Below are 24303 nucleotides of genomic sequence, written 5' to 3'. Positions count from 1 at the left end.
GAATAGGAAAGGCCTCCCTGCTGACGCGGGGAGGCCTTTCTTTGTTGCTGGATCAGTGCAGGGCGGCGGCCTTCTCGAGGTCGGCCTCCGGCGACGCACCGTCCTCACGGGCGGCGAGCTTCTGCTCCGGGGTGATGATCGCCAGCACCAGGGCGATCGCCAGGAACGGCAGCGAGACCAGGAAGACGTCTCCCATCGCGCCGACCAGGCTGGTCATCGCCCAGCCACGCGGAGGCTGCGGCAGCGCGTGCAACGCCTGCACGCTGTTCGCCGCCTTGGCCAGACCGTCGATCGAGTCCTTCGCGGCCGCCGGTACGACGTCCTCGAGATGGACCTTGAGCCGGCTGGTCAGCACCGCGCCGTACACGGCCGTGCCGATCGCGCCGCCCATGGACCGGAAGAACGTCATCGTCGAGGTCGCCGTACCCATGTGCTTGCGCGGCACGCTGTTCTGCGCGGCGGTGACGGTGATCTGCATCGACAGGCCCAGGCCGGCGCCCATCACGAACATGTAGATCGCGAGCTGCCAGTACGGCGTGCCGGTGGCGATCGTGGACAGCATCAGCATCGCGCCACCGACCAGCACCGCGCTGATGATCGGGTAGAGCTTGTAGCTGCCGGTCTTGCTCATCAGCTGACCGCTGGGGATCGAGGCGCTGAAGATACCGAAGATCATCGGCAGCAGAGCCAGCCCCGAAACCGTCGGCGACATCTCCTTGACCGCCTGCAGGTACAGCGGCAGGAAGATCAGCGCGCCGAACATCGCGAACCCGAGCAGGAACGCGTACGCCGAGTAGCCGGCGAAGATGCGGCCCTTGAACAGGTCCATCGGGATGATCGGCTCACTCACGCGCAGCTCGACCAGCACGAACGCCACGCTCAGCACGACCGCGCCGACCAGCAGGGCCACCGTCGTGGTGCTGCCCCAGCCGTAGTCGGGCCCCGCCCACGAAACGGCCAGCAGCAGCGTGGTGACCGCACCGGTGACGATCGAGGCGCCCAGGTAGTCGATCTTGTGGCTGCGCTTCTCGTGCGGCAGCTTCAGCACCGACGCGACAACCGCCAGCGCGGCAACGCCGATCGGCAGGTTGATCCAGAAGATCCAGCGCCAGCCCGGGCCGTCGGTGAGCAGGCCGCCGAGCAGCGGGCCCGCGACCGAGGAAAGGCCGAACACGGCACCGAAGTAGCCCATGTACTTACCGCGCTCACGCGGCGGGACCACGTCGGCGATGGTGGCGAAGGCCAGCGACATCAGACCACCGGCGCCGAGACCCTGAACTGCCCGGAAGCCGATCAGCTGCTCGATGTTCTGCGCGAGGGCGGCGAGCACCGAACCGGCGAGGAACGTGACGATCGCCGCGATGAACAGCGGGCGCCGTCCGTACAGGTCGGAGATCTTGCCCCACAGGGGAGTGGAGGCGGTCGAGGTCAGCAGGTACGCCGTGACGACCCAGGACAGCTTGTCGAGGCTGTTGAACTCGCTGACGATCTGCGGCAGCGCCGTACCGACGATGCTCTGGTCGAGCGCGGCCAGGAACATACCGGCCATCAGGCCGCCCAGAATGACCAGGATCTGCCGGTGCGAAAGGTAAGTGGGTGGTGCGTCTAAGCTCGTGCCCGGCTTGATCTCCGGCTCGGTGCTGCTCATGGTTTCTCCAGTGCTTCAGTGGTCTCAGGGGATGCGGCGCGCTCGTCCGCGACGTTGTTGACTCCGTCGGCGAAACGGCTCATCAGCCGCTCGAAAGTCTTGATGTCGTCGATGTCCCACCCGGCCATCGCCTGGGTGAGAAGTTCCTGGCGGCGTTTGGAAGCGGCCTCGAACTGGACCAGCCCGTGCTCGGTCAGCTCGACCCGGGTCGCGCGCCCGTCGTTGGGGTCGGGGGAGCGTTGGACGAGACCGGCCTGTTCGAGGGAACGGATGTGCCGGCTCATGGTGGAAGCGTCGACCTCCACCTTCGCGGCCAGATCGGATAGCCGGATCGCGCCGGTGCACTTCAGCTGGAACAACACGATGTGCAGGCTGTGATCCACCGCATCACCGGGTTGCCGGGCCCTCATCCGGCGACCGATGCGCATAAACGCGTGCAACACCCCTTCTTCGGGCGTCTGCGGACTGCCATCCAATAGATGCATGCTGCAAGCATATACATACATGCATGGGGCAAGCAATTTAATTCTGGGATCCTCGTTGGTGAGGGTGAGGTCGGCGGCGGGGTCGCTGGGGCCGCTGGCGGGACCCATGGCGGGTTTGGGCGTGCGGCGGGGTGGCGGGGAAGGTGTAGCGGGGCTCGTGGTGGGGTGTCGTGGTGTTGGCGTCGATTCGCTCGGCCTTGGGTACGGCGGCCCGCTGGGGCCGGTGACGTGGGCGGGCGAATTCGGGCGAGTCGTCGTCTTCGCCTGCCCTGGGAGCTCCGAAGCCGGGAGGGGGTTCGGTGGTCACCCGTCCCCCTGAGTCTTTCGAATTGTCAGGTGGACCCGGGACGCGTCAAGGGTTGAGATCGGCTTCGCCGACGCGTGCGCGCCCTTGACGCGTCCCGGGTCCACCAAGGGCGGCGGGCTATCAGGGGGACGGGTGGGGTGTGGCCGGTTGTGTCGGGTGGATCCCGTGGAGGCCTGGCCGGTTGCGTCGGGTGGTCCCATGGGGGCGGCCGGTTGTATCGGGTGGTCCCGCTGGGGCGCGGCCGGTTGAGTCGGGTGGTCCCATGGGGGTGGCCGGTTGTGCCGTTAGCCCAGGGCGGCGGAAGTTGCGTCGGGTGGTCGCGTGGGGCGCGGCTGGTTTCCGGGCGCGGATGGCGGGGCACCTCGTCCGGTCTGCCGCGTCCCGTTGAGCCGAGCGCCTCCACCTGGGGCGATCCGCCTTGGACGGTATGGCGCGGGGGCTGGCCACTGTGAGGGTGGGTTACCACCTCGGAATCCCAGTGGGTAACCCACCTTGCGAGGGGGTAGCCACTCGCAGGTCATCGGACGAAGGCCGTGGACGTCGGTTTGGCCGGCCCGATACCGGGTTGTGGCGCGGCTACCGGGTTTTGGTTTTCCCGCTGCCGGGTTGTGGCGCGGCTACCCGGTTGCAGCCAGGTGGGCGGGCAAAAACTCGGTAGTGGAGCTCGGGGGCGCCGGCGCTCCGCCCATCGAGCGCAATAACCCGTCCCGTGAGCCGTCAATCCGGGCGGGAAGTGTGCGACGGGCCCTGAAGTTGGTCGCGGACCACCGTCCGCGGGGTGGCGGGCATGGCGGTAAGGCGTTGAGGCGGGGTGTCGGGTGACGGAGGGGAGTACCTCGGGTGGGGGAGTTCGTCTAGCCATTCGATGGGGGGTGTAGGGCGGTTGTGGGGCTGGAGGGAGCGGCCTATTGTCGGCTATTCGGAAGAAGCATCCGGTATTTCGAAGATTCCGCCTTTGGAGCGCTCATGACCACGAATCTGCCTCGGCGACGTTTTCTCGGCCTTACTGGTGGTGCGGCATTGGCGGGTGGTCTCGGCGCCGCCGGGTTGTCTGCTGCAAGTGCGTCGGCGGCGGTGGGGCGGGAGTTGGCTGGGCCGCCGTTGACGATTCCGGGGTTGCAGCAGTGGGTTGCCGGTGGTGGCGCGCAGTACGTCGTACCGGGGGTCACTCAGACGTTCCGGGTGATCGTTCGTGGGGCTGATGCCGAGGCGTTGCGGCCGGTGGGCGACATTCTGAAGGCGGATCTGGGCAAGGTGCTCAAGCGCGCGATCCGAGTTGAGGTGCAGGAGACACCGGCGCCCGCGGCGGGGGATGTCGTGTTGAGTCTGGCGGCGATTCCGGGGCTCGACAGTGAGGGGTACGAGCTCAAGGTCGGCCCGGTGCTGGAGTTGCGTGGTGCCCGGGCGGGGGTGTTCCACGGCGCGCAGACGATTGTGCAGTGGTTGCGCCAGGCAACGACCGTGCCGGCGGGTACGGCGCGGGACTGGCCGAAGTATGCCGAGCGGGGTTTTCTGGTGGCCAATGCGGCGCGGCATTACTCGATGCCTTGGTGGCAGGGCCAGATCGTGGACATGGCGTATCTGAAGCTGAACCTGCTCTGGGTCAACGTCGGTTACGACACCGCGCCGTTGTCGCAGATCAAGGAGATCGCGGCCTTCGCGGCGAAGTACAACATCAACCTGGTGCCGCTGACGAACATGCCCGGGCACATGAACAAGTTGCTGGCCAACCGGCCCGATCTATTGGTGGGCTGGGCGTATCACATGGATATCAGCAAGGACGCCGCCTACGAGTTCGCGCGCAACGACGTGATCGGGCCGAACCTGGGCGAGATCGCCACGCCGTACTGGCATCTCGGTGCCGACGAATACATCACCGACTTCGACCGTGCGGGTCTGCCGCCTCGCTACGACCTGTTCCCGCAGCTCGGGGCCAAGGCGCGGCAGTTGTTCGGTTCGGCGGCTCAACCGGTCGACGCGTTGACCGGATTCCTGAACAGCATGAACCAGACCGTGCGCGCTGGTGGCAAGCAGATGCGGGTGTGGAACGACGGCCTGCTCAACTCGATCACCGCTCCGCTGAACAAGAACATCATCGTCGAGCACTGGGTGAGCTGGCCCGATCGCAAGACGCCGAGGCAACTGCTCGACGAGGGTTATCTGGTGCACAACTCCAACGGCGATTTCCTGTACTACGACCCGCAGACGCCGGAGCGGCCGAGGCGGGTGCCGGACGCGAGGCGGCTCTACAACGAGTTCCATCCTGGCTGGTTCAACGGCGCCAACCAGGTCGTCGACCCGAATCACCCGGGTCTGCGCGGCGCGAAGTTGCACCTGTGGACGTTGCCCGCGGATGAGCGGGAGGAGTTGCAGTCCGATCTGTTGATGGACCCGTTCCGCTCGCTCGCGCAGGTGACCTGGGGATCGGCGCGGCCCTACGCGACGTACGACGGTGGGTTCTCGGGGTTGATCTCGACGCTCGGGCGCGCGCCGATGTTCCCGGTCGGGCGGCATACGCTCGCGCCGCCCAATGGTGCTACCAGCGTTTGGCCGCATCGGCCGGCCACGATCACCTTCTACGATGCGATCGATCCGGCCTCGATCCAGTTGCGCGAAGGCGGTATCGAGGCGGGCACGCCCGGGCGTACGACGTACGACGCGGCGACGAAGACGGCCACGTTCACTCCATTCGCGCCCTGGACATACTCGAAGACGTGCGCGATGAGCGTTTCGGCCCGGACGGTGAGCGGCGAACCGGTCAATGCCGAGTGGCGCTTCACCGTCGCGAAGCGCCCGAGTCTGGCCTATCCGAGATCGCTCTGGAACGACGAGGACGGTCCGGCCGTCGAGCGGTACACCGACGGGGCACCGATCGAACTCGGCGTACGGTTCCGGGTGGATCGCCCCGGCCGGGTGCTCGGAGTCAGGTTCTACAAGGCTCCTGGGGATTCCGCTGTGCACACGGGCAGCCTCTGGTCGTCGTCGGGCGCACGGCTTGCCACTGCCACCTTCAGCGGTGAGAGCACGCAGGGCTGGCAGGAGGTGCGGTTCGCCCAGCCGGTGCAGGTCGCGGCCAACACGACGTACACCGCCTCCTACTACTCACCTACCGGCACCTACGGCTACAACCACGACTTCTTCGCGGGGCGCGGGATCGACAACGGCGTACTGCACGCGCTTCCCGACACGAACGGCGTCTTCACCTACGGGCAGAGCGTGTTCCCGGCAACGACTGCCCGGAACACCAACTACTGGGTCGATCTGGTCTTCCAGCCGGATACGTATGGCGTCTTCAACGTGAGCGACGTGCCGGTCTTCGGTGAAACCGAGCCAACCTCGCTCGAACTCGGTCTGCGGTTCTCGTCGCAGGCGAACGGCAAGGTGCACGGTGTGCGGTTCTTCAAGGGCACGCACAACACCGGAACGCATGTGGGCTCGCTCTGGACCACCAGCGGGCAGAAGCTGGCCAGTGCGACCTTCAGCAACGAGAGCGCGCAAGGGTGGCAGGAGGTTCGGTTCGCGCAGCCGGTGGCGATGTCGGCCGGCACGCAGTACGTCGTGTCGTACAGCTCGTCGGGCGGCTTCAGCACAACCGATGAAGGTCTCGCCACCAGCCGGGAGAATGGCGCCCTGCTCGTCAACGCCAACCCGCCGGCCGGGATCTATGCACTCTCGGCAGGGACGTTCCCGACGCTGTCCTACCGCAACCGCAACTACTTCACCGACGTGGTCTTCTCGCAGGACTGACGGGCCGACGGAAGTACGCTGACCGTCGGAGTTGGCCCGAGCTGGAGGTGCGGACGCGATGCAGGTTGCCGTGGTTACTGGAGGCGGTTCGGGGCTGGGACGGGAGATCGCGCACGCTCTGGCGACAGCCGGGTTCGCGGTCACCGTGACCGGCCGTACCGAGGCGTCGTTGCGAGAGACCGCCGAGACCTGGCAACCGGCTGGGCCCGCCGGGGGCATCAGTACGAAGGTGCTGGATGTTGCCGACGGAGAGGCCGTGACGGCGTTCTTCGACGGGCTCGAGCGGATCGACGTACTCGTGAACAATGCGGGCATCGGCAGTCGGCCGAGGCTGGTGCACGAGGTGACTGAGGCGGATTGGCGCCGCGTGATCGACACCAACCTGACCGGGTCGTTCCTCTGCGCACGAGCGGCCTTCGGCCTGATGATGCGGCAGGACCCGAAGGATGGGCGGATCATCAACAACGGCTCGATCTCGGCGCACGTACCGCGGCCGCAGAGCATCGCGTACACCGCGTCCAAACACGCCATCACCGGACTGACCAAGGCGATCGCGCTGGACGGCCGGGAACACGGCATAACCTGCGGGCAGATCGACGTGGGCAACGCCGCCACCGCGATGACCGCCCGGATGAGCGATGGCGTGCTGCAGGCGAACGGATCGCTCGCGCCGGAACCGACCTTCGATCCGAAGGTGGTCGCGGACCTCGTCGTACAGATGGCCGAACTGCCGCTGAACGTCAGCATTCCCACGATGACGGTGATGGCGACCGGCATGCCGTTCATCGGCCGCGGGTGAGGCCGGCATGACTGATCGTTGGTGACGGAACTCGCGGCGGCGATGCCGAGGATCGAGCAGCGGCCGGCCCGGCTCAATCCGGCGCCCACCAGGAAGATCCCCGTCATTCTTGCTGGCACTGGGCGTCACGCTGTTCATTCTCGGCGCGGATGGGCCGCGGTACGACCTGACGGAGTTTGCGGACGTGGCTGCGTTGGCGGATGCCCAAAACGACAAGAGAAATGTCGGAGGGCCGGTTTAGTCTCTGCATCGTGACTGAACCGGTAGTGGACTCCCTCGTTCATGCCCGTGGCCTGCGCAAGGCCTACGGGGAGTTCGAGGCGGTCAAGGGCATCGATCTGGATGTGCGGCGCGGGGAGGCCTTCGGGTTCCTCGGGCCGAACGGCGCGGGCAAGTCGTCGACGATGCGCATGATCGGGGCCGTCTCGCCGCCCAGCGGGGGAGTACTGCGCATTCTGGGCATGGACCCGGTCGAGCACGGCCCGCAGATCCGTGGCCGGCTCGGCGTCTGCCCGCAGGACGACACCCTCGACACCGAGCTCAGCGTCCGGGAGAACCTCACGGTGTACGGGCGCTATTTCGGGCTCAGCCGGGCGGAGTGCCGGGAGCGGGCTGACGAACTGCTGGACTTCGTCGCCCTCAGCGAGAAGGCCAACGAACGGGTCGAGGAGCTCTCTGGTGGAATGAAACGGCGGCTGACGATCGCCCGGTCCCTGGTCAGCAAGCCGGAGTTGTTGCTGCTGGACGAGCCGACCACCGGGCTGGACCCGCAGGCCCGGCATCTGCTCTGGGACAAGCTGTTCCGGCTCAAACAAAGCGGCGTCACGCTGATCATCACCACCCATTACATGGACGAGGCCGAGCAACTGTGTGACCGCCTCGTCGTGATGGATGGCGGCCTGATCGCGGCCGAGGGGTCACCAGCCGAGCTGATCCGGGACTACTCGACCCGGGAGGTGACCGAGCTGCGGTTCGGGCCCGAGGTGATGGCGTCCGATCACGACGCGCTCGCGGGCAAGGTGGCGGACCTGGCGCATCGCGTCGAGGTGCTGCCGGATCGCCTGCTGCTCTACACCGATGACGGTGAGAAGACGGTCGCGGCCGTGCACGCGCGTGGGTTGCAGCCGGCCGCGGTGCTGGTGCGCCGTTCCACCCTGGAGGACGTCTTCCTGCGCCTCACCGGCCGGACGTTGGTGGACTGATGAGCCTCGTCCTGACGAACGGCGCGCGCCAGTTCGACTACTGGGCCAAGGTCTACCAGCGCACGTGGAAGGGCAGCCTGGTCAGCAGCTTCCTGGTGCCGCTGCTCTATCTCGCGGCGATGGGCGTCGGCCTCGGCACGTTTGTCGATGACAGCGGCACGAACGCGTTGGGTGGCGTGAGCTATCTGCAGTTCATCGCGCCGGGCCTACTGGCCGTGACCGGGCTGCAGATCGCCGTCGCCGAGTCGACCTATCCCGTGATGGGCGGGCTCAAATGGCACAAGACCTACTTCTCGATGATCGCCACGCCCTTGCGAGCCGCCGATGTGATGTACGGACAGCTTGGCTTCATCGCGTTCCGGGTGGTGTCGAGTTGTGCGGTCTTCCTGATCGTCATGGCGCTGCTGGGTGGACTTGGATCACCACTGGGGTTGTTCGGACTGCCGATCGCGCTGCTCGTCGGGATGGCCGTGGCCGCGCCGGTGTGCGCGATCGCGACCCGGCTGAAGACCGATGCCGGGTTCGCGATGATCTTCCGCTTCGGGTTGCTGCCGATGTCGTTGTTCTCGGGCGCCTTCTTTCCGGTGCAGCAACTGCCCGACGCGGTCGAGTGGCTGGCGTATGCCGCACCGCTGTGGCATGCGGTCGAGGTGACGCGTGATCTGAGCCTTGGCACGTTCGCGCTGCTGCCCGCGCTTGGCAGCCTGGCCTATCTCACCTTGTGGTTCGCCGTCGGGACCCGCTTCGCGGTGACCGGCCTGGAGAAAAGGCTGATCAGCTGATGGCCACCCTTGCCGCCCGGGTTGTCCCGATGCCGACCAGCGGTCTGCGCCTGGTCGAGCGCAACTACCTGGTGTACCGCCGTTCCTGGATCGTTTTCGTCTCGGGCTTCTTCGAACCGGTCTTCTACCTGCTGTCGATCGGGATCGGCGTGGCCGCGCTGGTCGGCGACTTCACCCTGGCCGACGGAACGGTGGTGAGCTACACGGCCTTCGTTGCGCCGGCGATGCTGGCCAGCTCCGCGATGAACGGCGCGATCTTCGACTCGACGTACAACATCTTCTTCAAGCTGAAATACCTGCACCTGTACGACGCGATTCTGGCGACACCGATGCGCCCGTGGAACGTGGCGACCGGTGAGATCACCTGGGCCTTGCTCCGCGGCGCGTGCTACTCGGCGATGTTCGTGGTGGTGATGCTGGTGATGGGGCTGATCGACTCGTGGTGGGCGCTGCTCGCGCTGCCGGTCTCGGTGCTGATCGGATTCGCCTTCGCCGGTGCGGGGATGGCGTTGACGACGTTCATGCGCAGCTGGCAGGACTTCGAGTTCGTGCAGGTCTCGATCATGCCGATGTTCTTGTTCTCGGCGACGTTCTACCCGGTCGAGACGTACCCGTCCGCGGTCCAGTGGATCGTCCAGGCGACGCCGCTCTACCAAGGCGTCGCGCTCACCCGCGCGCTGACCACTGGCTCGGTCGGCTGGGCCCTGCTCGGCCATGTCGTTTACCTGGCGGCAATGGGGTGCCTCGGGCTGTACGTCGCCTCCCGGCGGTTGAGCCGCCTTCTTCTGAAGTGAGCCAGCACGGTCTCACGCGACCTCGAAAGGATCTGGATGCGGTTCAGTAGTAATTCTTGGAAGGTCCTGAGCAACGCGGTCGCGTTCGGCGGCGTGCTACTGCTCGCAGCGAGTACGGCGGTGCAACCCGCGAACGCGGCCTGGAGCGGTACGTACGCCGCCTCGGCCGCCGGTTGGACCGCGGCCGATTCACCGACCGTGGCGGTCGATCGGCAAGGGGACGCGCTGCTGGTCTGGGTGGCTTGCCAGGCGTCCGCGCCGGGCTGCTACCACCAGGTCCAGGTGCGGCTGAAGTCCGCGACCGGCGGGCTCGGCCCGATCCGGACCCTGTCGCCGCTCGGCCCGTCCGCATCCTGGCCCGAGGTAGCGACCGACGACGACGGCGATTCGGCCGTGGTGTGGCAACAGGACGGCAGGGTTGTCGGCCGACGGGTGTCGTCGACCGGCACGCTGGTCGGACCTCTGCGTACGTTGTCCAACACCTCGGCGATCAACCCGACCGTCGTGGTCGAACCTTCTGGCCGGGCTCTCGCCGTCTGGACGGATGTCCGGAGTGGTGCGTACTACACAACCGCCCGGTTCTTCTACCAGGACGGCACCGTCAGCAACGCGTTCACCCTCGGCTCGGGCGCGGCCGATCAGCCCTCGGCGGCCATCGACCGCAACGGCCTCGCGGTGGTGGCGTGGACCGAGTCGCACTCCACCGTCGTGGCCCGGCGGGTCAAGCCCGGCTACCTCGGACCGCGCACGGTCTTCCTCGCCGCGGGCTCCGGCGCGACCTACGGCCGGGTCAACGTCGGCGTCGACCGCGATGGTGACGCCGTGGTGAGCCTGCTTCGCCACAAGACCAACGAGCTGTCGAAGTTCTGGGCTCGTCGCTGGCCGCGTACCGGCGCGTTGGGCCCGGTCATGCTGCTGGCTCCGACGACCGACAACGTGACGCTTTACAACGCCATCGCCAGCGATCTCGAAGGCGATTCGATGGTGATCTGGAGCAGGCGGACCAGCACCACTCAGACCGACGTGTTCGGCCGTCGCATCAGCCGTAGCGGTGCACTCGGCGCCATCACCCGCCTCGGCGTTGGCGATCGCCCGCGCGTCGCGCTGGATGACGACGGCAACGGGCTCGCGGTCTGGCACTCGCCCGGTCCGCCGTACGACGCGACCCGGGTGCTGGCCCGGCCGATCTCGACGGCCGGCGGTTTCGGCGTCACCACCACGCTGTCGACCGACGGCCGGGTGGTTCGTACCGCCGCCAGCCCGGGCGGCAACTTCGCCGTGGTCTGGCAGCAGAAGTCCTATCCGTACACGATCCGCGCTCGCTTCGGCCGCTGAGCCCCCGGCGAGGCACCCGGTCCGAACACCGGGTGCCTCCGTAGGGTGGCAGGGTGAGCGAAGACGAGGTGGTCACGCCCGCGGAGATCGCGAAGGCGGCTGACCTGCTACATGACGTGGTGGCGCCGACCCCGCTGGAGTACTCCCGCTGGCTCAGCGAACTGGTCGGCGGTGACGTCTTTCTCAAGTGCGAGAACCTGCAGCGCACCGGCTCGTTCAAGCTGCGCGGCGCGTACGTACGGATGTCGCGGCTGTCCAAGAAGGAACGGGCCCGCGGTGTGGTGGCGGCCAGCGCCGGTAACCACGCGCAGGGCGTCGCGCTCGCGGCCCAGTTGCTCGGGATCAAGGCGACCGTGTTCATGCCGTTCGGCGCGCCGATCCCGAAGGAGAAGGCCACCCGGGCGTACGGCGCCGACGTGCGTTTTGTCGGCACCTCGATCGACGACTGCCTGCGGGCCGCTCGCGAGTTCGAGGCCGAGACCGGCGCCGTGCTGATCCACCCGTTCGACCATCGCGACATCGTCGCCGGACAGGCCACGACCGGCCTGGAGATCGTTGAGCAGTGCCCGCAGGTCCGGACCGTGGTGGTCCCGACCGGTGGCGGCGGACTCGTGGCCGGTATTGCCGCCGCCATGCAACGCGACGGCCTGCCGATCTCGGTCGTCGGCGTACAGGCGGCCGGAGCCGCGGCGTACCCGGCCTCGCTGGCCGCGGGGGAGCCCGTCGCGCTGGAGAGCATGTCGACGATGGCGGACGGTATCGCCGTCGGCCTGCCCGGCAAGGTGCCTTTCGCCGCGATCCAGAAGTACGTCGGCGAGGTGGTGACCGTTGACGAGGACGCCTTGTCGAAGGCCCTGCTGCTGTTGCTCGAACGCGCCAAGCTCGTGGTCGAACCGGCGGGCGCCGCTGCCGTGGCCGCCGTACTCGACAACCCGAAGGCGTTCAAACCGCCGATGGTCGTCGTACTGTCCGGCGGCAATATCGACCCGCTGCTGCTGATGCGGGTGATCCGGCACGGTATGGCCGCGGCTGGGCGCTACCTGTCATTGCGGGTGCGGATCCCCGACACCCCGGGTGGCCTCGCGACGTTGCTGACCCGCCTCGCGGAGGCCGACGCGAACATCATCGAGGTCGTGCACGAACGTATCTCGCCGAGTCTGAACCTGCACGAGGTCGAGGTGTCGCTGCAGTTGGAAACCCGCGGCGAGGAGCACCGCGAGCGGGTACTGACCTGTCTGACCGAGAACGGATACACCTACACGCCGAACTGAGATGGTGCGAAGTGCCCGACCATGCAGATCGATCTCACCTCACTCGGGCCGCAACCGTCGACCACCTGGGCCGAGTTCGAGGCCGCGCTGGCCAAGGCGAAGAGCGCCGGCGAGGTTTCTTCGCGGGGACGTGGCTGCATGCTGGAAGGTGCCGTGGGGGAGTGGCTACTCCTCAGCCCAACCGCAGGACTTGAGCACGGGCGCGTGCAGGCGCTCGGCGAGCACGCGGCGCTGGGTCGGCTGGGCCTCGGCGTGCCGCTGCAGACCGGCCTCGGTGATCAGTACGTTCACCGCGCGCCGGTCCTCGGGGCAGATCTTGCGCTCGACCAGACCGGCGATCTCCAGCCGGCTGATCACCCGGGACAGGGCGCTCTGGGAGAGATGGACCGCGCCCGCGAGCTTCTGCACCTTGCCGGAGTGCTCGGGGATCTCGGCCAGCCGCTCGAGGACTTCGAACTCACTCATGCCCAGCTGGTGCGCGGCCTGAAGCTCACGCTCGAGCACGCAGCTCATATCGGCATGCCGGGCCAGTAGCTCGCGCCACTCGCGCACGTCCTGCGGGGACTCGGTGTGGGCGGTCTGGGTGCCGACCTCTGAGACGGCCATGAGCCCGACGTTATCATGCAGACGCATTCAATGCAAGTGCAATTAATGCCTAGACATTAAATGCGTGCGCATGCAATGCTGCTCCGCATGACGTTAGCAACCCCTGTGCCATCGACTCGCCCGGCCTGGGACGCCCGCCTGTGGGGCGTGCTCCTGGTGGTCTGCGGCGTGATCTTCCTTGACGGCCTGGACGTGTCCATGGTCGGCATGTCCCTTCCCTCGATCGGCGCCGATCTCGGCGTTCCGTTGTCCTCCCTGCAATGGGTGGTCACCGGTTATGTGCTCGGCTACGGCGGTCTGCTGCTGCTCGGTGGCCGTACCGCGGACCTGCTCGGCCGTCGCAAGGTGCTGCTGATCGCGCTCGCGGTGTTCGCCGTGGTCTCGATGCTGAGCTCGCTGGCCACCAGCCCCGAACTGCTCGTCGCCGCGCGGTTCATCAAGGGCATCGCCGCCGCGTTCACCGCTCCGGCCGCGCTGTCCATCCTCACCACCACGTTCCCCGAGGGCCCGCACCGCAACCGCGCCCTCGGCATCTTCACCACCTGCGCCGCCAGCGGCTTCTCGATGGGCCTGATCCTCGGCGGCCTGCTGACCGAGGTCGGCTGGCGCTGGACCTTCCTGAGCCCGGGCCCGGTCGCCTTGATCGTGTTCCTGTTCGCCCTGAAGGTGATCCCGAACAGCCCGCGTGACGAGACCGCCGGCGGGTACGACGTACCGGGTGCGGTGACCGTCACCGCGGGCATGCTGACCCTGGTGTACGCCGTGGTCGGCGCCGAGCACGCTGGCTGGGCCTCGGTCCAGACGATCGGCCTGTTCGTCGCGGCCGCCGCTCTGCTCGCCGCGTTCGTCGTGATCGAGCGCCGCTCCAAGCACCCGCTGGTCCGCCTCGGCATTCTGCGCAGCGCCAACCTGCGGCGCGCGAACCTCGCCATCATGACCGTTTTCGGCGCGTATGTGGCGTTCCAGTTCATCGCGACGCTCTACCTGCAGAACCTGCTCGGCTGGTCGTCGTTCGAGACCGCGCTCGGCTTCCTGCCGGCCGGCCTGCTGGTCGCCTTCCTGTCGCCGAACGCGGGCAGGATCGCCGACCGGATCGGCACCGAGCGCATGGTCGTGATCGGGATGGCCTTCTTCGTCACCGGCTACGCCCTGGCGCTGCGGATCGGCCCGGTCTCGGACTACTACGCGACCGTGCTGCCGACCATCGTGCTGATCGGCCTCGGCTTCGCGATCACCTTCCCGGCGCTGAACATCCAGGCCACGAACGGCGTTGCGGATCACGAGCAAGGGCTCGCCTCGGGCCTGTTCAACACGTCGAACCAGCTCGGCGGAGCCGTCGTACTGGCTGTCGCGACCGCCGTGATCACCGCGCAGTCCCGTGGCGTCACCGTGCCGGCGGACATGCTCGCGGCGTACAAGCCGGCACTGGTGGTCATCACCGGGATCTCGGTGCTCGGCCTGCTGGTCGGCATCACCGGCTACCTCAAGCGCCGCGCCACCGAGGCTGAGGTCGCGGAACTCGAGAACAGCCTGGCCGAGGACCTGACCCCGGCGGCCTGATCTTCGCTGGCTGATTTCGGCTGGTCGCAGACTCCGGGCGGAGGGGCCCGGTACGGCGGATCCGGGTCACGGTTTACTCCCCGTGACCCGGATCCGGGTGTTCTGGGGCAGTTCAGGGCCTTCCCCGATTGGTTTGCACCGCTCCGGGTGGTCGACTGGGGGTATGAGTGAGCAGAACGCAGGCACAGGCCCCCAGGACCCCACCGAACGCGACCGCAAGGTGAAGGACCTTCTCGACCGGGTCGCCGCCGGCACGCTGTCCAGCGAGGAAGCCGCCATCCTCCTGGCCGCAACAACTTCCCCCGCTACACCTCCACCCGCCGCGGAGGCCGCCGCCGCGGAGCCCGTCACGCCGGAGCCCGCCGCGGCCGAGCCGGCCGAGGACGACGTCTGGGCTCAGGCGGTCGCCGCGGCTTCCGTGGACACCGCGGCCCCCGAGCGGCCCCAGGACACCCCGCCGGCCCCCGAGCCCGCTGAGCCCGCTGAGGTCCCGACAACCTCGGAGAGCACTGGGTCGGTCGAGGACGAGCCCGAAGTCGAGCACTCGCAGCTGCCGGCGCCGGCCGGCGTACAGCGGGTCACGATTCGCGCGGTCGGTCGCCGCGTGCGGCTGATCGGCGAACCGGCCATCAACGGTGTCGCGGTCGACGGCCCGCACCAGATCAAGCGCGACGGCGACACCCTCGCGATCAACAGCGAAGGCGATATGGGCGTCTCGCTGGACGGGTTCACGATGCTGCGCACGCGTTCGGTCGGCGATCTCAAGTCGCACATGAACGGCTTCGCCAAGGAGCTGCAAATCCGGGTGAACCCGAGCCTGAACGTCGAGGTCGAGGTCACCGGCGGCAGCGTCTCCGCCGAGCGGGTGCCGGGGCTGACCAAGGTCCGGGTGACCGCGGGGACGGCGAAGGTGACCGACGTGGACGGGCCGATCGACCTGCTCGTGCAGGCTGGTTCGGCGACGCTGGACGCGCAGATCACGAAGGGCCGTTCGCGGGTCCGGGTGGAATCGGGCGCGGCGACCGTGAACCTGCGGCGCGGGTCCGACGTCAAGGTCCACACCGAGGCTCAGCTGGGCAAGGTCAGCTGGACCGGCGCGGTCAGCGGCCAGAGCAAGGACGTCGAGATCGGCCGCGGCCGGGCCTCATTGGACGTCGAGGTGCTGGTCGGCACCGCGCAGATCGTCTCCGACTGAATCCGGTTTCACGCTGCCTTCCGGCAAATCCCGAAGTCGCCGGTACGGCGAGAACAGCAGCCAGCCGGCGCTGAGCATGATGGCGCCGGCCGTGATCCACAGTGCTGGGCGGAGTCCGGCCACCGTCGCCAGGACTCCGCCCAGCACGCTACCGACAGGCATCGCGCCCCAGGCCACGAAGCTCATCGTCGCGCTGACGCGGCCGTTCAGCCCCGCCGGGCAAAGCAGTTGCCGCGCGCTGGCCTGCAGGATGTAGAGCACGATGATGCTGAAGCTCACGATCAGAGTGCCCAGTACGTAGAAGCCGAGCCGCCATCCCGGCTCCGCCAGCGGGACCAGCAAAACCCGAGCCCGTTCGTCAACGCCGTGATCCACATCGCCCGGGCGTGCCCGACCCGTCGGCTGATCCGCTCGGTCGCCGCGGCCGCGACCAAAGCACCGAGTAGCCCGATCATGCCGAGCAGGCCGATCTTGCCCGCGGACAGGCCGAGTTCGCGGACCAGGAAGACCACGATGATCGCGTTGTTCGCCGCCTGGAACAGCATCGTGGTGGCGCTGGTCAGTGCGATCGGCCGCAGCAGCGGATGCCGTACGACGAATCGCAGGCCGGCGCCGATCTCCCGGCGCAGGTGCGGCTGCTCCGCCGGAACCGGCCGGGCCTCGACCGCGCGGATCGACCGGAGCCACAGCGCGGACCAGACGAAGCCGAGCGCGTTCAACCCGATGGCCGCGGGCGCGGTGAACCACTGCACGAGGTAGCCGCCGATGCCCTGGCCCGCGACCGCTCCGACCGAGTGGTTCGCCGCCAGCTTCGCGTTGCCCGCGACCAGGTCCTCGCGGTCGACCAGTCGCGGCAAGTACGTGCTGTGGGCCACGTCGAACAAGACGGTCATCACCCCGGCCAGGAACAGCACGACGTACAACTGGGCCAAAGTCAGTACGCCGAAGGCGGCGGCCACCGGAACCGACGCGAAGAACGCGGCCCGGGCGAGGTCGGCCGTGATCATCACCGGCTTGCACCGGATCCGGTCCATCCACGCGCCGGCGAACAACCCGATCAGGAGCCACGCGGCCGTCTCGAACGCGCGGAGCAGCGAAACCTCGAAGGCAGAGGCGGTCAGCTCGAGCACGGCCAGCAGCGGTACGGCGAGCATGCCGAGACGGATCCCGAGCTGGCTCAGCAGGTCCGCGGTCCAGAACCGCCGGAAATCCGGATCTCTGAGAATGCCGCGCCGCCGGGCCTCAACCGTCATTCCGGCACGCTAAATCGCAAACTTGAGCCCTGTCCACTCAATGGCAAGAAAGTTGAGCCTCAGTGGCTCAACTTCGGCACAAGCGTCCGATGAACGGCGACACGCCGCGTCACAAGCGTCCGATGAACGGTGACACGCGGGGTTGACGGGGGTGGGTAGTAATAGGTTTGACTTATATAAAGGTGGGGGCACATAGTGAGTCGCGTCACGTGTCAACTGAAGCGAAGGAGGCGGCTGGATGGCTGCCATCGAGGCGACCGGCCTCGTGAAGACGTTCCGATCGCGTACGGCCACGGTGAAGGCGCTGAAGGGCATCGACCTGGAGGTGGCCGAGGGCACGGTCCTGGGGCTGCTCGGGCCGAACGGCGCGGGTAAGACCACGGCGGTCCGGGTGCTCACCACCTTGATGGAACCGGACGAGGGCAGCGCGCGCGTCCTCGGCCATGACGTGGTCAAAGAGGCCGACATCGTTCGCGGGCTGATCGGCCTTTCCGGGCAGTATGCGGCGGTCGACGAGCTCCTGACCGGCAGGGAGAACCTCTGGATGTTCGGCCGGCTCTACCAGCTCGACAGCCGTCGGGCCAAGCAGCGGGCCGACGAGCTGCTGGAGGTGTTCGATCTGACCGAGGCGGCCGATCGCATCCTCAAGACGTACTCCGGGGGTATGCGGCGGCGGCTCGACCTGGCCGGTTCGCTGATCGCGCATCCGAAGGTGCTGTTCCTGGACGAGCCGACCACCGGTCTCGACCCGCGCAGCCGGCTCGACCTGTGGAAGATCATTCGCGACCGGGTCAGCGAGGGGGTGACGATCCTGCTCACCACGCAGTACCTCGAAGAGGCGGACGAACTCGCCGACACGATCGCGGTGGTGGACCAGGGCTCGGTCATCGCCCGCGGTACGGCGGATGAGCTGAAGGCGAAGGTCGGCGGCGAGCGGATCGAGGTGGTGATCGCCGAACCCGACGAGATCTATCGCGGCCTGGAGCTACTCACCGCGGCGCTGGAGATCAGCGACCCGGAGGCCACCTCACTGGACAAGCACACCCGGCGGATCACCGTGCCCGCGCCCGGTGGATCGACGGCCCTGGTCGAGGTCATCCGCACCCTCGATGGTGCGGGCATTCGCATTTCCGACATCGGCCTGCGCCGCCCGACCCTTGACGACGTGTTCCTGAGCCTGACCGGCCATGGCGCCGAGGAACTGACCAGCGCGGATGCCGGCACCGGCCGTGGCGCGAAGGAGGAGACCAAATGAGCCAAGAGCAAGCCACCCGGGTGAGCCCGATCGGCCGCGCGCTGTCCGACGGCGCCGTGCTGGCCTGGCGCAACCTCAAGCGCATTCCGCGCACGCCGGACATGCTGATCTACGCGACGATCCAGCCGATCATGTTCGTGCTGCTGTTCGCGTACGTCTTCGGCAACGCGATCCCGATCCCGGGATTTCCCGGTGCGCAGGCGTATCGGGAGTTCCTGATGTCGGGCATCTTCGCCCAGACGATGGCCTTCGCGGTCGCGTCGGCCAGTGTCGGGCTGGCCGACGACATGTCGAAGGGCCTGATCGACCGGTTCCGCTCGTTGCCGATGGCGCGTTCCGCGGTGATCTCCGGCCGGGTGATCGGTGACCTGGTCTTCAACGCGTTCGTGATGCTGGTGATGGTGATCTGCGGGTTCATCGTCGGCTGGCGCTGGCACGAGGGATTCCTGAACGCCCTTGCCGCGTTCGCGATCCTGCTGCTGTTCGCCTTCGCGATGCTGTGGGTCGGTGCCGTGATCGGGCTGTCCGTCGGTGGGCCCGAGGTGGCCGCGTCGGCCGGGCTGATCTGGCTGTTCCCGTTGACGTTCCTCTCGAACGCCTTCGTGCCCACGCCGAACCTGCCGAGCGTGCTGCAGCCGGTCGCGGAGTGGAACCCGATCTCCTCGATCGTCGCGGCCTGCCGGCATCTGTTCGGCAATCCGTCGCCGTTCGCCAGCCCGGACAGCTTCCCGGCCCGGCATCCGGTGCTGCTCAGTCTGCTGTGGTGTGCGGTCATCATCGGCGTCTTCGCACCACTGGCCGTCCGGAAGTACCGCAGTACAACGGCTCGATAAAAAAGGGAGGCCCCGCCACGATCCGTGGCGGGGCCTCTTGCTCAAGCGTCAGCCCGTGAACGGCACCGCCGCGACGATCTTGACCGTCACGTCCTTGCCGTTCGGCGCCTGGTAGACCGCCTTCTCGCCCTTCTTCTTGCCGAGAATGGCCGCCCCCAGCGGAGACTGCGGTGAGTACACGTCGATGTCGACCGAGTCGTCCAGCGCGAGCAGTTCGCGCGAGCCGAGCAGGAAGGTCTCCACCTCGTCATCGCCGGCGAAGGTGATGGACACCTTCATGCCCGGCTCGACCACACCACCGGCTTTCGGCGTCTCGCCGACCCGGGCGCGCCGCAGCATGTCCTCCAGCTGGCGGATGCGCGCCTCGGCCTTGCCCTGCTCGTCCTTGGCGGCGTGGTAGCCACCGTTCTCCTTCAGGTCGCCCTCGTCGCGGGCCTCGCCGATCTTGGCGGCGAGTTCGGCGCGGGCCGGACCACTCAGGTACTCGAGCTCGGACTTCAGCCGTTCGTGGGCTTCCGGTGTCAGCCAGACAACGCTCTCCTCACCAATCTTCTGCGTCATGGGCTGCTCCTCGTGGTTCGTCGTGGTGAATCGGATGGCCGGGTTCATGACCATCTGAAATGCCTCTGGCCGCCGTCGTCGACGGCGACCAATCCATCGAGCCTACCAGGAGCAGCGGGGCTGAACCGGTTCAGCGCGGGCGATCCGAGCCAGGCGTCGTACAGCCGATCAGGACCACCGCGGTGGCCGCACGCTGTGTGGTGACATCGGCGGTCAGCATCTGCCGTTGAGGGCCGCCTGCCGCCACGTTCACGGTCACCTCACCGACCACGGAGAAGTCCGGCGCCTTCGCCTGTACCCGGCAGGCCGCGGCGGTGACATCGTCGGACCGCTCGACCTCGATGGTGGCCTTGGCCGCGCTCGGCGAGACGATCTCGAAGCCGATCAGCCGGGAGGCCACCGGGGGAGTCGAATGCAGCACCGCCACCCAGACCAGCCACGCCAGTCCGGCCAGCACCAGCAGGCCGCCCAGCGCGAGCAGCAGCGACCGGCGGCCGGCACGGCGGACCCGGCCGTAGCGGGCGTCGAGATGGTCAGTAACAGGGTCGGTCACGCGGTCTCCTTGGGCTTCGGGGACCATTGTCTCTTGTGACCGAGAAACTCCGTCTGCTGCATGTCCACGCCCACCCCGACGACGAGTCGAGCAAGGGTGCCGCGTCCACGGCGAAGTACGTCGCCGAGGGTGTCGACGTGATGGTCGCCACCTGTACCGGCGGCGAGCGCGGGTCGATCCTGAACCCGGCCATGGACCGCCCGGACGTACTCGAGAACATCAGCGAGATCCGCCGGCAGGAGATGGACCGGGCCCGCGAGATCCTCGGCATCCGGCAGGAGTGGCTCGGCTGGATCGACTCGGGCTTTCCCGAGGGCGATCCGCTGCCGCCGTTGCCGGACGGCTGTTTCGCCGCGCTGAAGGTGGAGGACGCCGCCGCTCCGCTGGTGAAGCTGATCCGCGAGTTCCGCCCGCAGGTCGTCACGACGTACGACGAGAACGGGGGATACCCGCACCCGGATCACGTGATGTGCCACCAGATCACCGTGGCGGCGTTCGAGGCCGCGGGCGATCCCGACGCGTACCCGGGACTGGGTGAACCGTGGCAGCCGCTGAAGTTGTACTACCACCACACGTTCCACCGCGAGCGGACGAAGGCGCTGCACGACGAGATGCTGCGGCGCGGCCTCGAGTCGCCGTACGAGGAACGCCTCAAGGACTGGAAGCCGGATCCGGAGAACGAGCGGCGCATCACCACCCGGGTGCCGTGTGCGGAGTACTTCGCCCTGCGGGACCAGGCCCTGCTCGCGCACGCGACCCAGATCGATCCCGAAGGCCCCTGGTTCGCCTGCCCGCTGGACGTACACCAGGCGGCCTGGCCGACCGAGGACTACGAGCTGGCCCGCAGTGTGATCGAGCCGGTGCTGCCGGAGAACGACCTGTTCGCCGGGCTGCGCTGAACCGCCCTCGAGATGATGAGAGACTGAACGCGTGATCGCTGTATTGGCCCCGATGGGCGAGATCGACCCCAACACCGTCAAGCCCGGCTGGGTGGCGCTGTTGATCATCATCGCGCTCGGCGGCGCGACCTTCCTGCTGTGGCGCAACATGGGCAAGCAGATGAAGAAGATCAACTTCGACCTGCCCCGCGACGAGCGCGCCAACGCTCCCGTGGAGCCCGCGGATCCGGCCCAGCCGGCCGACACGGCGGACGGCAGCGAGACAGCTACAGAGCGCAAGCCCGACTGACTCCTATAGTGAGCGCGTGGTCAACCGTGGCACCGCGATCGGCAACGCGTGGTGACGGGCCCTTCCGGTCCGCGCCACCGGTTACCCGGCCGTGTGGTGCTCGGCGGCACCGCCGCGGTCGCGCTGGCGGTCGTCGCGACGCTGGTTGGTTTGTTCGCGAGTGGTGCGGCGCCCACTGATCCCGGTCTGAGCCTGACCAGCGGCGGCCTCGTCGTCGCGTGGACCTCGCCGCTGGCGAGTCTGCTCATCGACCTCGCCACCATCGGTTGCGCCGGGTCCTTGCTGAGCGTGCTGTACCTGCTCCGCACCGACGGCGGCCCCATCGGCGTACAAGGTCAGCGCGCGGTCCGTGACACCCGCCTCGCCGCGGTCGTCTGGGCGCTGTCGGCTCTGCTGGGCGCACTCGCCATCGGCGCCGACATCCTCGGCGTCTCCTTCACCTTGCTGTTCAGCCGGTTGGGCGCCGCCGCGAAGTTGCCCGAGATCCAGGCGCTGTTGCTGACCGCCGTTCTGGCCGCGCTGATCGCCGGTACGGCACGGCGGATCCGTACCTCACCGCACAACCTCACCGCCGGGTTACTGGCCATCGCGGCGATGCTGCCGCCGTTGCTGACCGCCTTCCCGCGCGACGAATCGGGCGTTGTTCCGGCCACGCTCGGCCTCGCGGTGCACGTGTTCGCGGCGACGGCCTGGATCGGCGGTCTCGCGGGCGTGGTCCGCTACGGCCGCGGTAGCACGGTGGGTCTGCCGACCGTGCTGCGCCGGTTCGGCCAGGTCGCGCTGGTCGGAGCCGTCGCGGTACTGCTCAGTGGCCTGCTGACCGGGTTGTTCCGCCAGTCGGTGGTCGACGGCCGCCTCTTCAGTGGTGGGTACGGCGCGTTGCTGCTGGCGAAAACCGTCGCCTTCGTATTGCTCATCGCCGGCGGCTGGTGGCACCGGCGCCAGGTGATCAAGACCCGCACGGACGCCGGTTCCACTTTCTGGCGGCTCGTCGGCGTCGAGCTGTTCGTCATGGCCATCGCCATCGGGCTGTCCGTCGCGATGGCCCACACACCCCTGGGCTAGCCGGTCCCGGGCAGGTCGTCGCCCGCCAGGCGATGTGTCCGTCCGGGCGCGTTCGTAGAGTCTGGACACCTCGCCGTCGCAGAGATGCTGGACGGTCGGCGGTACGCCGCGCTCGGCGAACGCGCCCTCGATTCCCGCGACTCCGTCGTGTGCATTTCCTAAGCCTTTAAGAGCCTGGTGATGCGAGCCGCTACCACTCATCGTCGACTCGTGACCGGACGACCCCGAAGGGACCACTAGGGCACTGGAGCCCAAGGCACTGGGACGCCCGGCACCCATGATCACAACGAGGAGAAGCATGTCTCTGCGTACTTGGGCGGTTGCCTTGCTGTCGGCGGGTCTGCTGGCGACGACGGGGATCAGCGCGATCACCGCCACGTCAGCTCAGGCCGCTGCCGGCTGCAAGGTCGACTACGCCATCACGAACCAGTGGGGCGGCGGCTTCGGCGCCAACGTCACGCTCACCAACCTCGGCGACAACCTGAACGGCTGGACCGTGGGCTGGACCTTCGCGTCCGGCCAGCGCGTCTCGCAGATCTGGAACGCCACGGTCACACAGTCGGGCGACGTCGTCGCCGCGAAGAGCATGGGCCACAACAGCTCGCTCGCGACGGGCGCTACGACGAGCTTCGGCTTCAACGGCTCATGGAGCGGGTCCAACCCGATCCCGACGAGTTTCACGGTCAACGGAGTCGCCTGCACCGGCTCGTCGACGCCCACACCGAGGCCGACCCCGCCCACGACGGGCACCCCGGTGGGTATCAACGGTCAGCTGCGCGTGTGCGGCGTCAACCTCTGCAATCAGTACGGCAAGCCGATCCAGCTCCGCGGCGTCAGCACGCACGGCCTGCAGTGGTTCCCGTCCTGCTACAACACCAACTCGCTCGACACCGTCGCGGACGACTGGAAGGCTGACGTCTTCCGTATCGCGATGTACGTGAACGAGGATGGCTACACGACCAACCCGGCAGGCTTCACTGCACAGGTGAACAACCTCGTCGACCAGGTCGAGCAGCGTGGCATGTACGCGATCATCGACTTCCACACGCTGACCCCGGGTGACCCCAACGTCAACCTGGAGAACGCGAAGACATTCTTCCGGAACGTTGCCACCCGTAACGCGGCGAAGAAGAACGTCATCTACGAGATCGCGAACGAGCCGAACGGCGTCACGTGGGAGCAGATCCGCACCTACGCGAACGCGGTCATCCCGATCATCAAGGCGGCCGACCCGGACGCCATCATCATCGTCGGCACGCGTGGCTGGTCATCGCTCGGTGTCTCGAACGGGTCCACGTCGGCGGAGATCGTGACCAGCCCGCTCAACTATGCGAACATCATGTACGCGTTCCACTTCTACGCGGCGTCGCACCGCGACAACTACCGCGCCGAGGTCCGTAACGCGGCGACGAAGCTCCCCCTATTCGTCTCGGAGTGGGGCACCACCAGCGCGACCGGTGGCGGCTCGGTCGACATCGCCAGCTCGACGACGTGGCTCGATCTGCTCGACTCGCTGAAGATCAGCCACGTCAACTGGACCTACTCGGACGCGAACGAAAGCAGCGCCGCGTTCAAGCCGGGTACGTGTGCCGGTACGAACTACGGCACGACGCAGCTGTCCCAGTCGGGTGCGTTTGTCCGTAGCCGGATCGTCACGCCGGACAACTTTCCGACGAGCTGATTCGTACCGCACCGCATGATCTGATCTGGATCGCTGGAAACTGCTGCCGCGGGGGCCATGCCCTCCGCGGCAGCAGTGCGTCCGCTGGCGGCCAGGTCGGCCTGCGAGACTCCGGCACTAGTCCTCAAGGCTGCCTGAATGACGAAGCAGCTCACACTGGCGTCGTCACTCAGGCAGCATGAC

Annotated in this window: 22 protein-coding genes; 15 read left to right on the top strand and 7 right to left on the bottom strand. The window is 67.7% G+C overall.

Translation table 11 applies throughout. The annotated features are described in order from the left end of the window. Window positions 1-52: 52 nt before the first annotated feature. Both ACFFGN_RS17990 and ACFFGN_RS17985 read right to left on the bottom strand, forming a co-directional pair. Window positions 53-1648 (bottom strand): MDR family MFS transporter, encoded by a 1596-nt coding sequence (locus ACFFGN_RS17990; RefSeq protein WP_380048961.1) that lies wholly within the window; start codon window positions 1646-1648, stop codon window positions 53-55. Continuing rightward, window positions 1645-2133, bottom strand: a complete 489-nt coding sequence (locus ACFFGN_RS17985; protein WP_380048959.1) for a MarR family winged helix-turn-helix transcriptional regulator — start codon at window positions 2131-2133, stop codon at window positions 1645-1647. Before ACFFGN_RS17985 ends, ACFFGN_RS17990 begins: the two co-directional genes overlap by 4 nt. Window positions 2134-3406: 1273 nt before the next feature. Here ACFFGN_RS17985 and ACFFGN_RS17980 point away from each other — a divergent pair. From ACFFGN_RS17980 to ilvA, 7 genes are all read left to right on the top strand, one after another. After that, a complete protein-coding gene (locus tag ACFFGN_RS17980) occupies window positions 3407-6187 on the top strand; it encodes a DUF4082 domain-containing protein (protein WP_380048957.1) in 2781 nt (926 codons plus the stop codon). Window positions 6188-6245: 58 nt separating this feature from the next. Continuing rightward, on the top strand, window positions 6246-6986 hold the full coding sequence (locus ACFFGN_RS17975) for an SDR family oxidoreductase (RefSeq protein WP_380048955.1): 741 nt from the start codon (window positions 6246-6248) through the stop codon (window positions 6984-6986). Between the two features lie 251 nt (window positions 6987-7237). Further along, entirely contained in the window at window positions 7238-8188 is a 951-nt protein-coding gene (locus tag ACFFGN_RS17970; protein ID WP_380048953.1) for an ABC transporter ATP-binding protein, read from the top strand. After that, window positions 8188-8970, top strand: a complete 783-nt coding sequence (locus tag ACFFGN_RS17965; RefSeq protein WP_380048951.1) for an ABC transporter permease — start codon at window positions 8188-8190, stop codon at window positions 8968-8970. The genes ACFFGN_RS17970 and ACFFGN_RS17965 overlap by 1 nt, the downstream gene beginning before the upstream one ends. Next, a complete protein-coding gene (locus tag ACFFGN_RS17960) occupies window positions 8970-9764 on the top strand; it encodes an ABC transporter permease (RefSeq protein WP_380048949.1) in 795 nt (264 codons plus the stop codon). Before ACFFGN_RS17965 ends, ACFFGN_RS17960 begins: the two co-directional genes overlap by 1 nt. Before the next feature lie 36 nt (window positions 9765-9800). Then, window positions 9801-11099, top strand: coding sequence for a hypothetical protein (locus tag ACFFGN_RS17955; protein WP_380048947.1), 1299 nt, complete (start codon window positions 9801-9803; stop codon window positions 11097-11099). 53 nt (window positions 11100-11152) lie between these two features. Next, complete coding sequence (ilvA, locus tag ACFFGN_RS17950; RefSeq protein WP_380048945.1) at window positions 11153-12370, top strand: threonine ammonia-lyase; 1218 nt, start codon at window positions 11153-11155, stop codon at window positions 12368-12370. 165 nt (window positions 12371-12535) lie between these two features. On the opposite strand, the gene ACFFGN_RS17945 is transcribed toward ilvA, so the two are convergent. Continuing rightward, the gene (locus ACFFGN_RS17945; RefSeq protein ID WP_380048943.1) at window positions 12536-12976 is read right to left on the bottom strand and encodes a MarR family winged helix-turn-helix transcriptional regulator; all 441 of its coding nucleotides are present in this window, start codon (window positions 12974-12976) and stop codon (window positions 12536-12538) included. An 87-nt stretch (window positions 12977-13063) separates the two neighbouring features. Between ACFFGN_RS17945 and ACFFGN_RS17940 the strand changes: the two genes are divergently transcribed. Further along, window positions 13064-14536: an MFS transporter gene (locus ACFFGN_RS17940; RefSeq protein WP_380048941.1), complete on the top strand. Its 1473-nt coding sequence runs from the start codon at window positions 13064-13066 to the stop codon at window positions 14534-14536. 163 nt (window positions 14537-14699) lie between these two features. After that, a complete protein-coding gene (locus ACFFGN_RS17935; protein ID WP_380048939.1) occupies window positions 14700-15731 on the top strand; it encodes a hypothetical protein in 1032 nt (343 codons plus the stop codon). Here the strand turns inward: ACFFGN_RS17935 and ACFFGN_RS17930 are convergent. Beyond that, window positions 15681-16010 carry an MFS transporter gene (locus ACFFGN_RS17930; RefSeq protein ID WP_380048937.1) on the bottom strand — a complete coding sequence of 110 codons (330 nt, stop codon included), beginning with the start codon at window positions 16008-16010 and terminating at the stop codon, window positions 15681-15683. The genes ACFFGN_RS17935 and ACFFGN_RS17930 overlap by 51 nt on opposite strands. A 2-nt stretch (window positions 16011-16012) precedes the next feature. Next, window positions 16013-16984: an MFS transporter gene (locus ACFFGN_RS17925; protein WP_380048935.1), complete on the bottom strand. Its 972-nt coding sequence runs from the start codon at window positions 16982-16984 to the stop codon at window positions 16013-16015. A gap of 238 nt (window positions 16985-17222) precedes the next feature. On the opposite strand from ACFFGN_RS17925, the gene ACFFGN_RS17920 reads away from it, so the two are divergent. Together ACFFGN_RS17920 and ACFFGN_RS17915 are read left to right on the top strand one after the other, a co-directional pair. Next, a complete protein-coding gene (locus ACFFGN_RS17920) occupies window positions 17223-18239 on the top strand; it encodes an ATP-binding cassette domain-containing protein (protein WP_380048933.1) in 1017 nt (338 codons plus the stop codon). Beyond that, window positions 18236-19072, top strand: a complete 837-nt coding sequence (locus tag ACFFGN_RS17915) for an ABC transporter permease (RefSeq protein WP_380048931.1) — start codon at window positions 18236-18238, stop codon at window positions 19070-19072. Before ACFFGN_RS17920 ends, ACFFGN_RS17915 begins: the two co-directional genes overlap by 4 nt. A 48-nt stretch (window positions 19073-19120) precedes the next feature. Here ACFFGN_RS17915 and greA read toward each other — a convergent pair whose 3' ends face one another. Beyond that, entirely contained in the window at window positions 19121-19633 is a 513-nt protein-coding gene (greA, locus tag ACFFGN_RS17910) for a transcription elongation factor GreA (protein ID WP_380048929.1), read from the bottom strand. 130 nt (window positions 19634-19763) lie between these two features. Next, window positions 19764-20186 carry a DUF4307 domain-containing protein gene (locus ACFFGN_RS17905; protein WP_380048927.1) on the bottom strand — a complete coding sequence of 141 codons (423 nt, stop codon included), beginning with the start codon at window positions 20184-20186 and terminating at the stop codon, window positions 19764-19766. A gap of 35 nt (window positions 20187-20221) precedes the next feature. Between ACFFGN_RS17905 and mca the strand changes: the two genes are divergently transcribed. From mca to ACFFGN_RS17885, 4 genes are all read left to right on the top strand, one after another. Beyond that, on the top strand, window positions 20222-21085 hold the full coding sequence (gene mca, locus ACFFGN_RS17900; RefSeq protein WP_380048925.1) for a mycothiol conjugate amidase Mca: 864 nt from the start codon (window positions 20222-20224) through the stop codon (window positions 21083-21085). Between the two features lie 31 nt (window positions 21086-21116). Further along, window positions 21117-21374, top strand: coding sequence for a hypothetical protein (locus ACFFGN_RS17895; protein WP_380048923.1), 258 nt, complete (start codon window positions 21117-21119; stop codon window positions 21372-21374). 96 nt (window positions 21375-21470) lie between these two features. Further along, window positions 21471-22439 (top strand): CopD family protein, encoded by a 969-nt coding sequence (locus ACFFGN_RS17890; RefSeq protein WP_380048921.1) that lies wholly within the window; start codon window positions 21471-21473, stop codon window positions 22437-22439. A 298-nt stretch (window positions 22440-22737) separates the two neighbouring features. Further along, window positions 22738-24120: a cellulase family glycosylhydrolase gene (locus tag ACFFGN_RS17885; RefSeq protein WP_380048919.1), complete on the top strand. Its 1383-nt coding sequence runs from the start codon at window positions 22738-22740 to the stop codon at window positions 24118-24120. The last annotated feature ends 183 nt before the right edge of the window (window positions 24121-24303 follow it).

This window comes from Kribbella deserti, assembly GCF_042434725.1.
Classification (GTDB): Bacteria; Actinomycetota; Actinomycetes; order Propionibacteriales; family Kribbellaceae; genus Kribbella; species Kribbella deserti.
Note: the sequence above shows the minus strand (reverse complement) of the source record. Positions and strands in the feature narration are given on the sequence as shown.

Bases quoted from the DNA above. Each gene is read 5' to 3' on its own strand.
- ACFFGN_RS17990 (WP_380048961.1), bottom strand. From the start codon at position 1,648: ATGAGCAGCACCGAGCCGGAGATCAAGCCGGGCACGAGCTTAGACGCA.
- ACFFGN_RS17985 (WP_380048959.1), bottom strand. From the start codon at position 2,133: ATGCATCTATTGGATGGCAGTCCGCAGACGCCCGAAGAAGGGGTGTTG.
- ACFFGN_RS17980 (WP_380048957.1), top strand. From the start codon at position 3,407: ATGACCACGAATCTGCCTCGGCGACGTTTTCTCGGCCTTACTGGTGGT.
- ACFFGN_RS17975 (WP_380048955.1), top strand. From the start codon at position 6,246: ATGCAGGTTGCCGTGGTTACTGGAGGCGGTTCGGGGCTGGGACGGGAG.
- ACFFGN_RS17965 (WP_380048951.1), top strand. From the start codon at position 8,188: ATGAGCCTCGTCCTGACGAACGGCGCGCGCCAGTTCGACTACTGGGCC.
- ACFFGN_RS17960 (WP_380048949.1), top strand. From the start codon at position 8,970: ATGGCCACCCTTGCCGCCCGGGTTGTCCCGATGCCGACCAGCGGTCTG.
- ACFFGN_RS17955 (WP_380048947.1), top strand. From the start codon at position 9,801: ATGCGGTTCAGTAGTAATTCTTGGAAGGTCCTGAGCAACGCGGTCGCG.
- ACFFGN_RS17945 (WP_380048943.1), bottom strand. From the start codon at position 12,976: ATGGCCGTCTCAGAGGTCGGCACCCAGACCGCCCACACCGAGTCCCCG.
- ACFFGN_RS17940 (WP_380048941.1), top strand. From the start codon at position 13,064: ATGACGTTAGCAACCCCTGTGCCATCGACTCGCCCGGCCTGGGACGCC.
- ACFFGN_RS17935 (WP_380048939.1), top strand. From the start codon at position 14,700: ATGAGTGAGCAGAACGCAGGCACAGGCCCCCAGGACCCCACCGAACGC.
- ACFFGN_RS17925 (WP_380048935.1), bottom strand. From the start codon at position 16,984: ATGACGGTTGAGGCCCGGCGGCGCGGCATTCTCAGAGATCCGGATTTC.
- ACFFGN_RS17920 (WP_380048933.1), top strand. From the start codon at position 17,223: ATGGCTGCCATCGAGGCGACCGGCCTCGTGAAGACGTTCCGATCGCGT.
- ACFFGN_RS17915 (WP_380048931.1), top strand. From the start codon at position 18,236: ATGAGCCAAGAGCAAGCCACCCGGGTGAGCCCGATCGGCCGCGCGCTG.
- greA (WP_380048929.1), bottom strand. From the start codon at position 19,633: ATGACGCAGAAGATTGGTGAGGAGAGCGTTGTCTGGCTGACACCGGAA.
- ACFFGN_RS17885 (WP_380048919.1), top strand. From the start codon at position 22,738: ATGTCTCTGCGTACTTGGGCGGTTGCCTTGCTGTCGGCGGGTCTGCTG.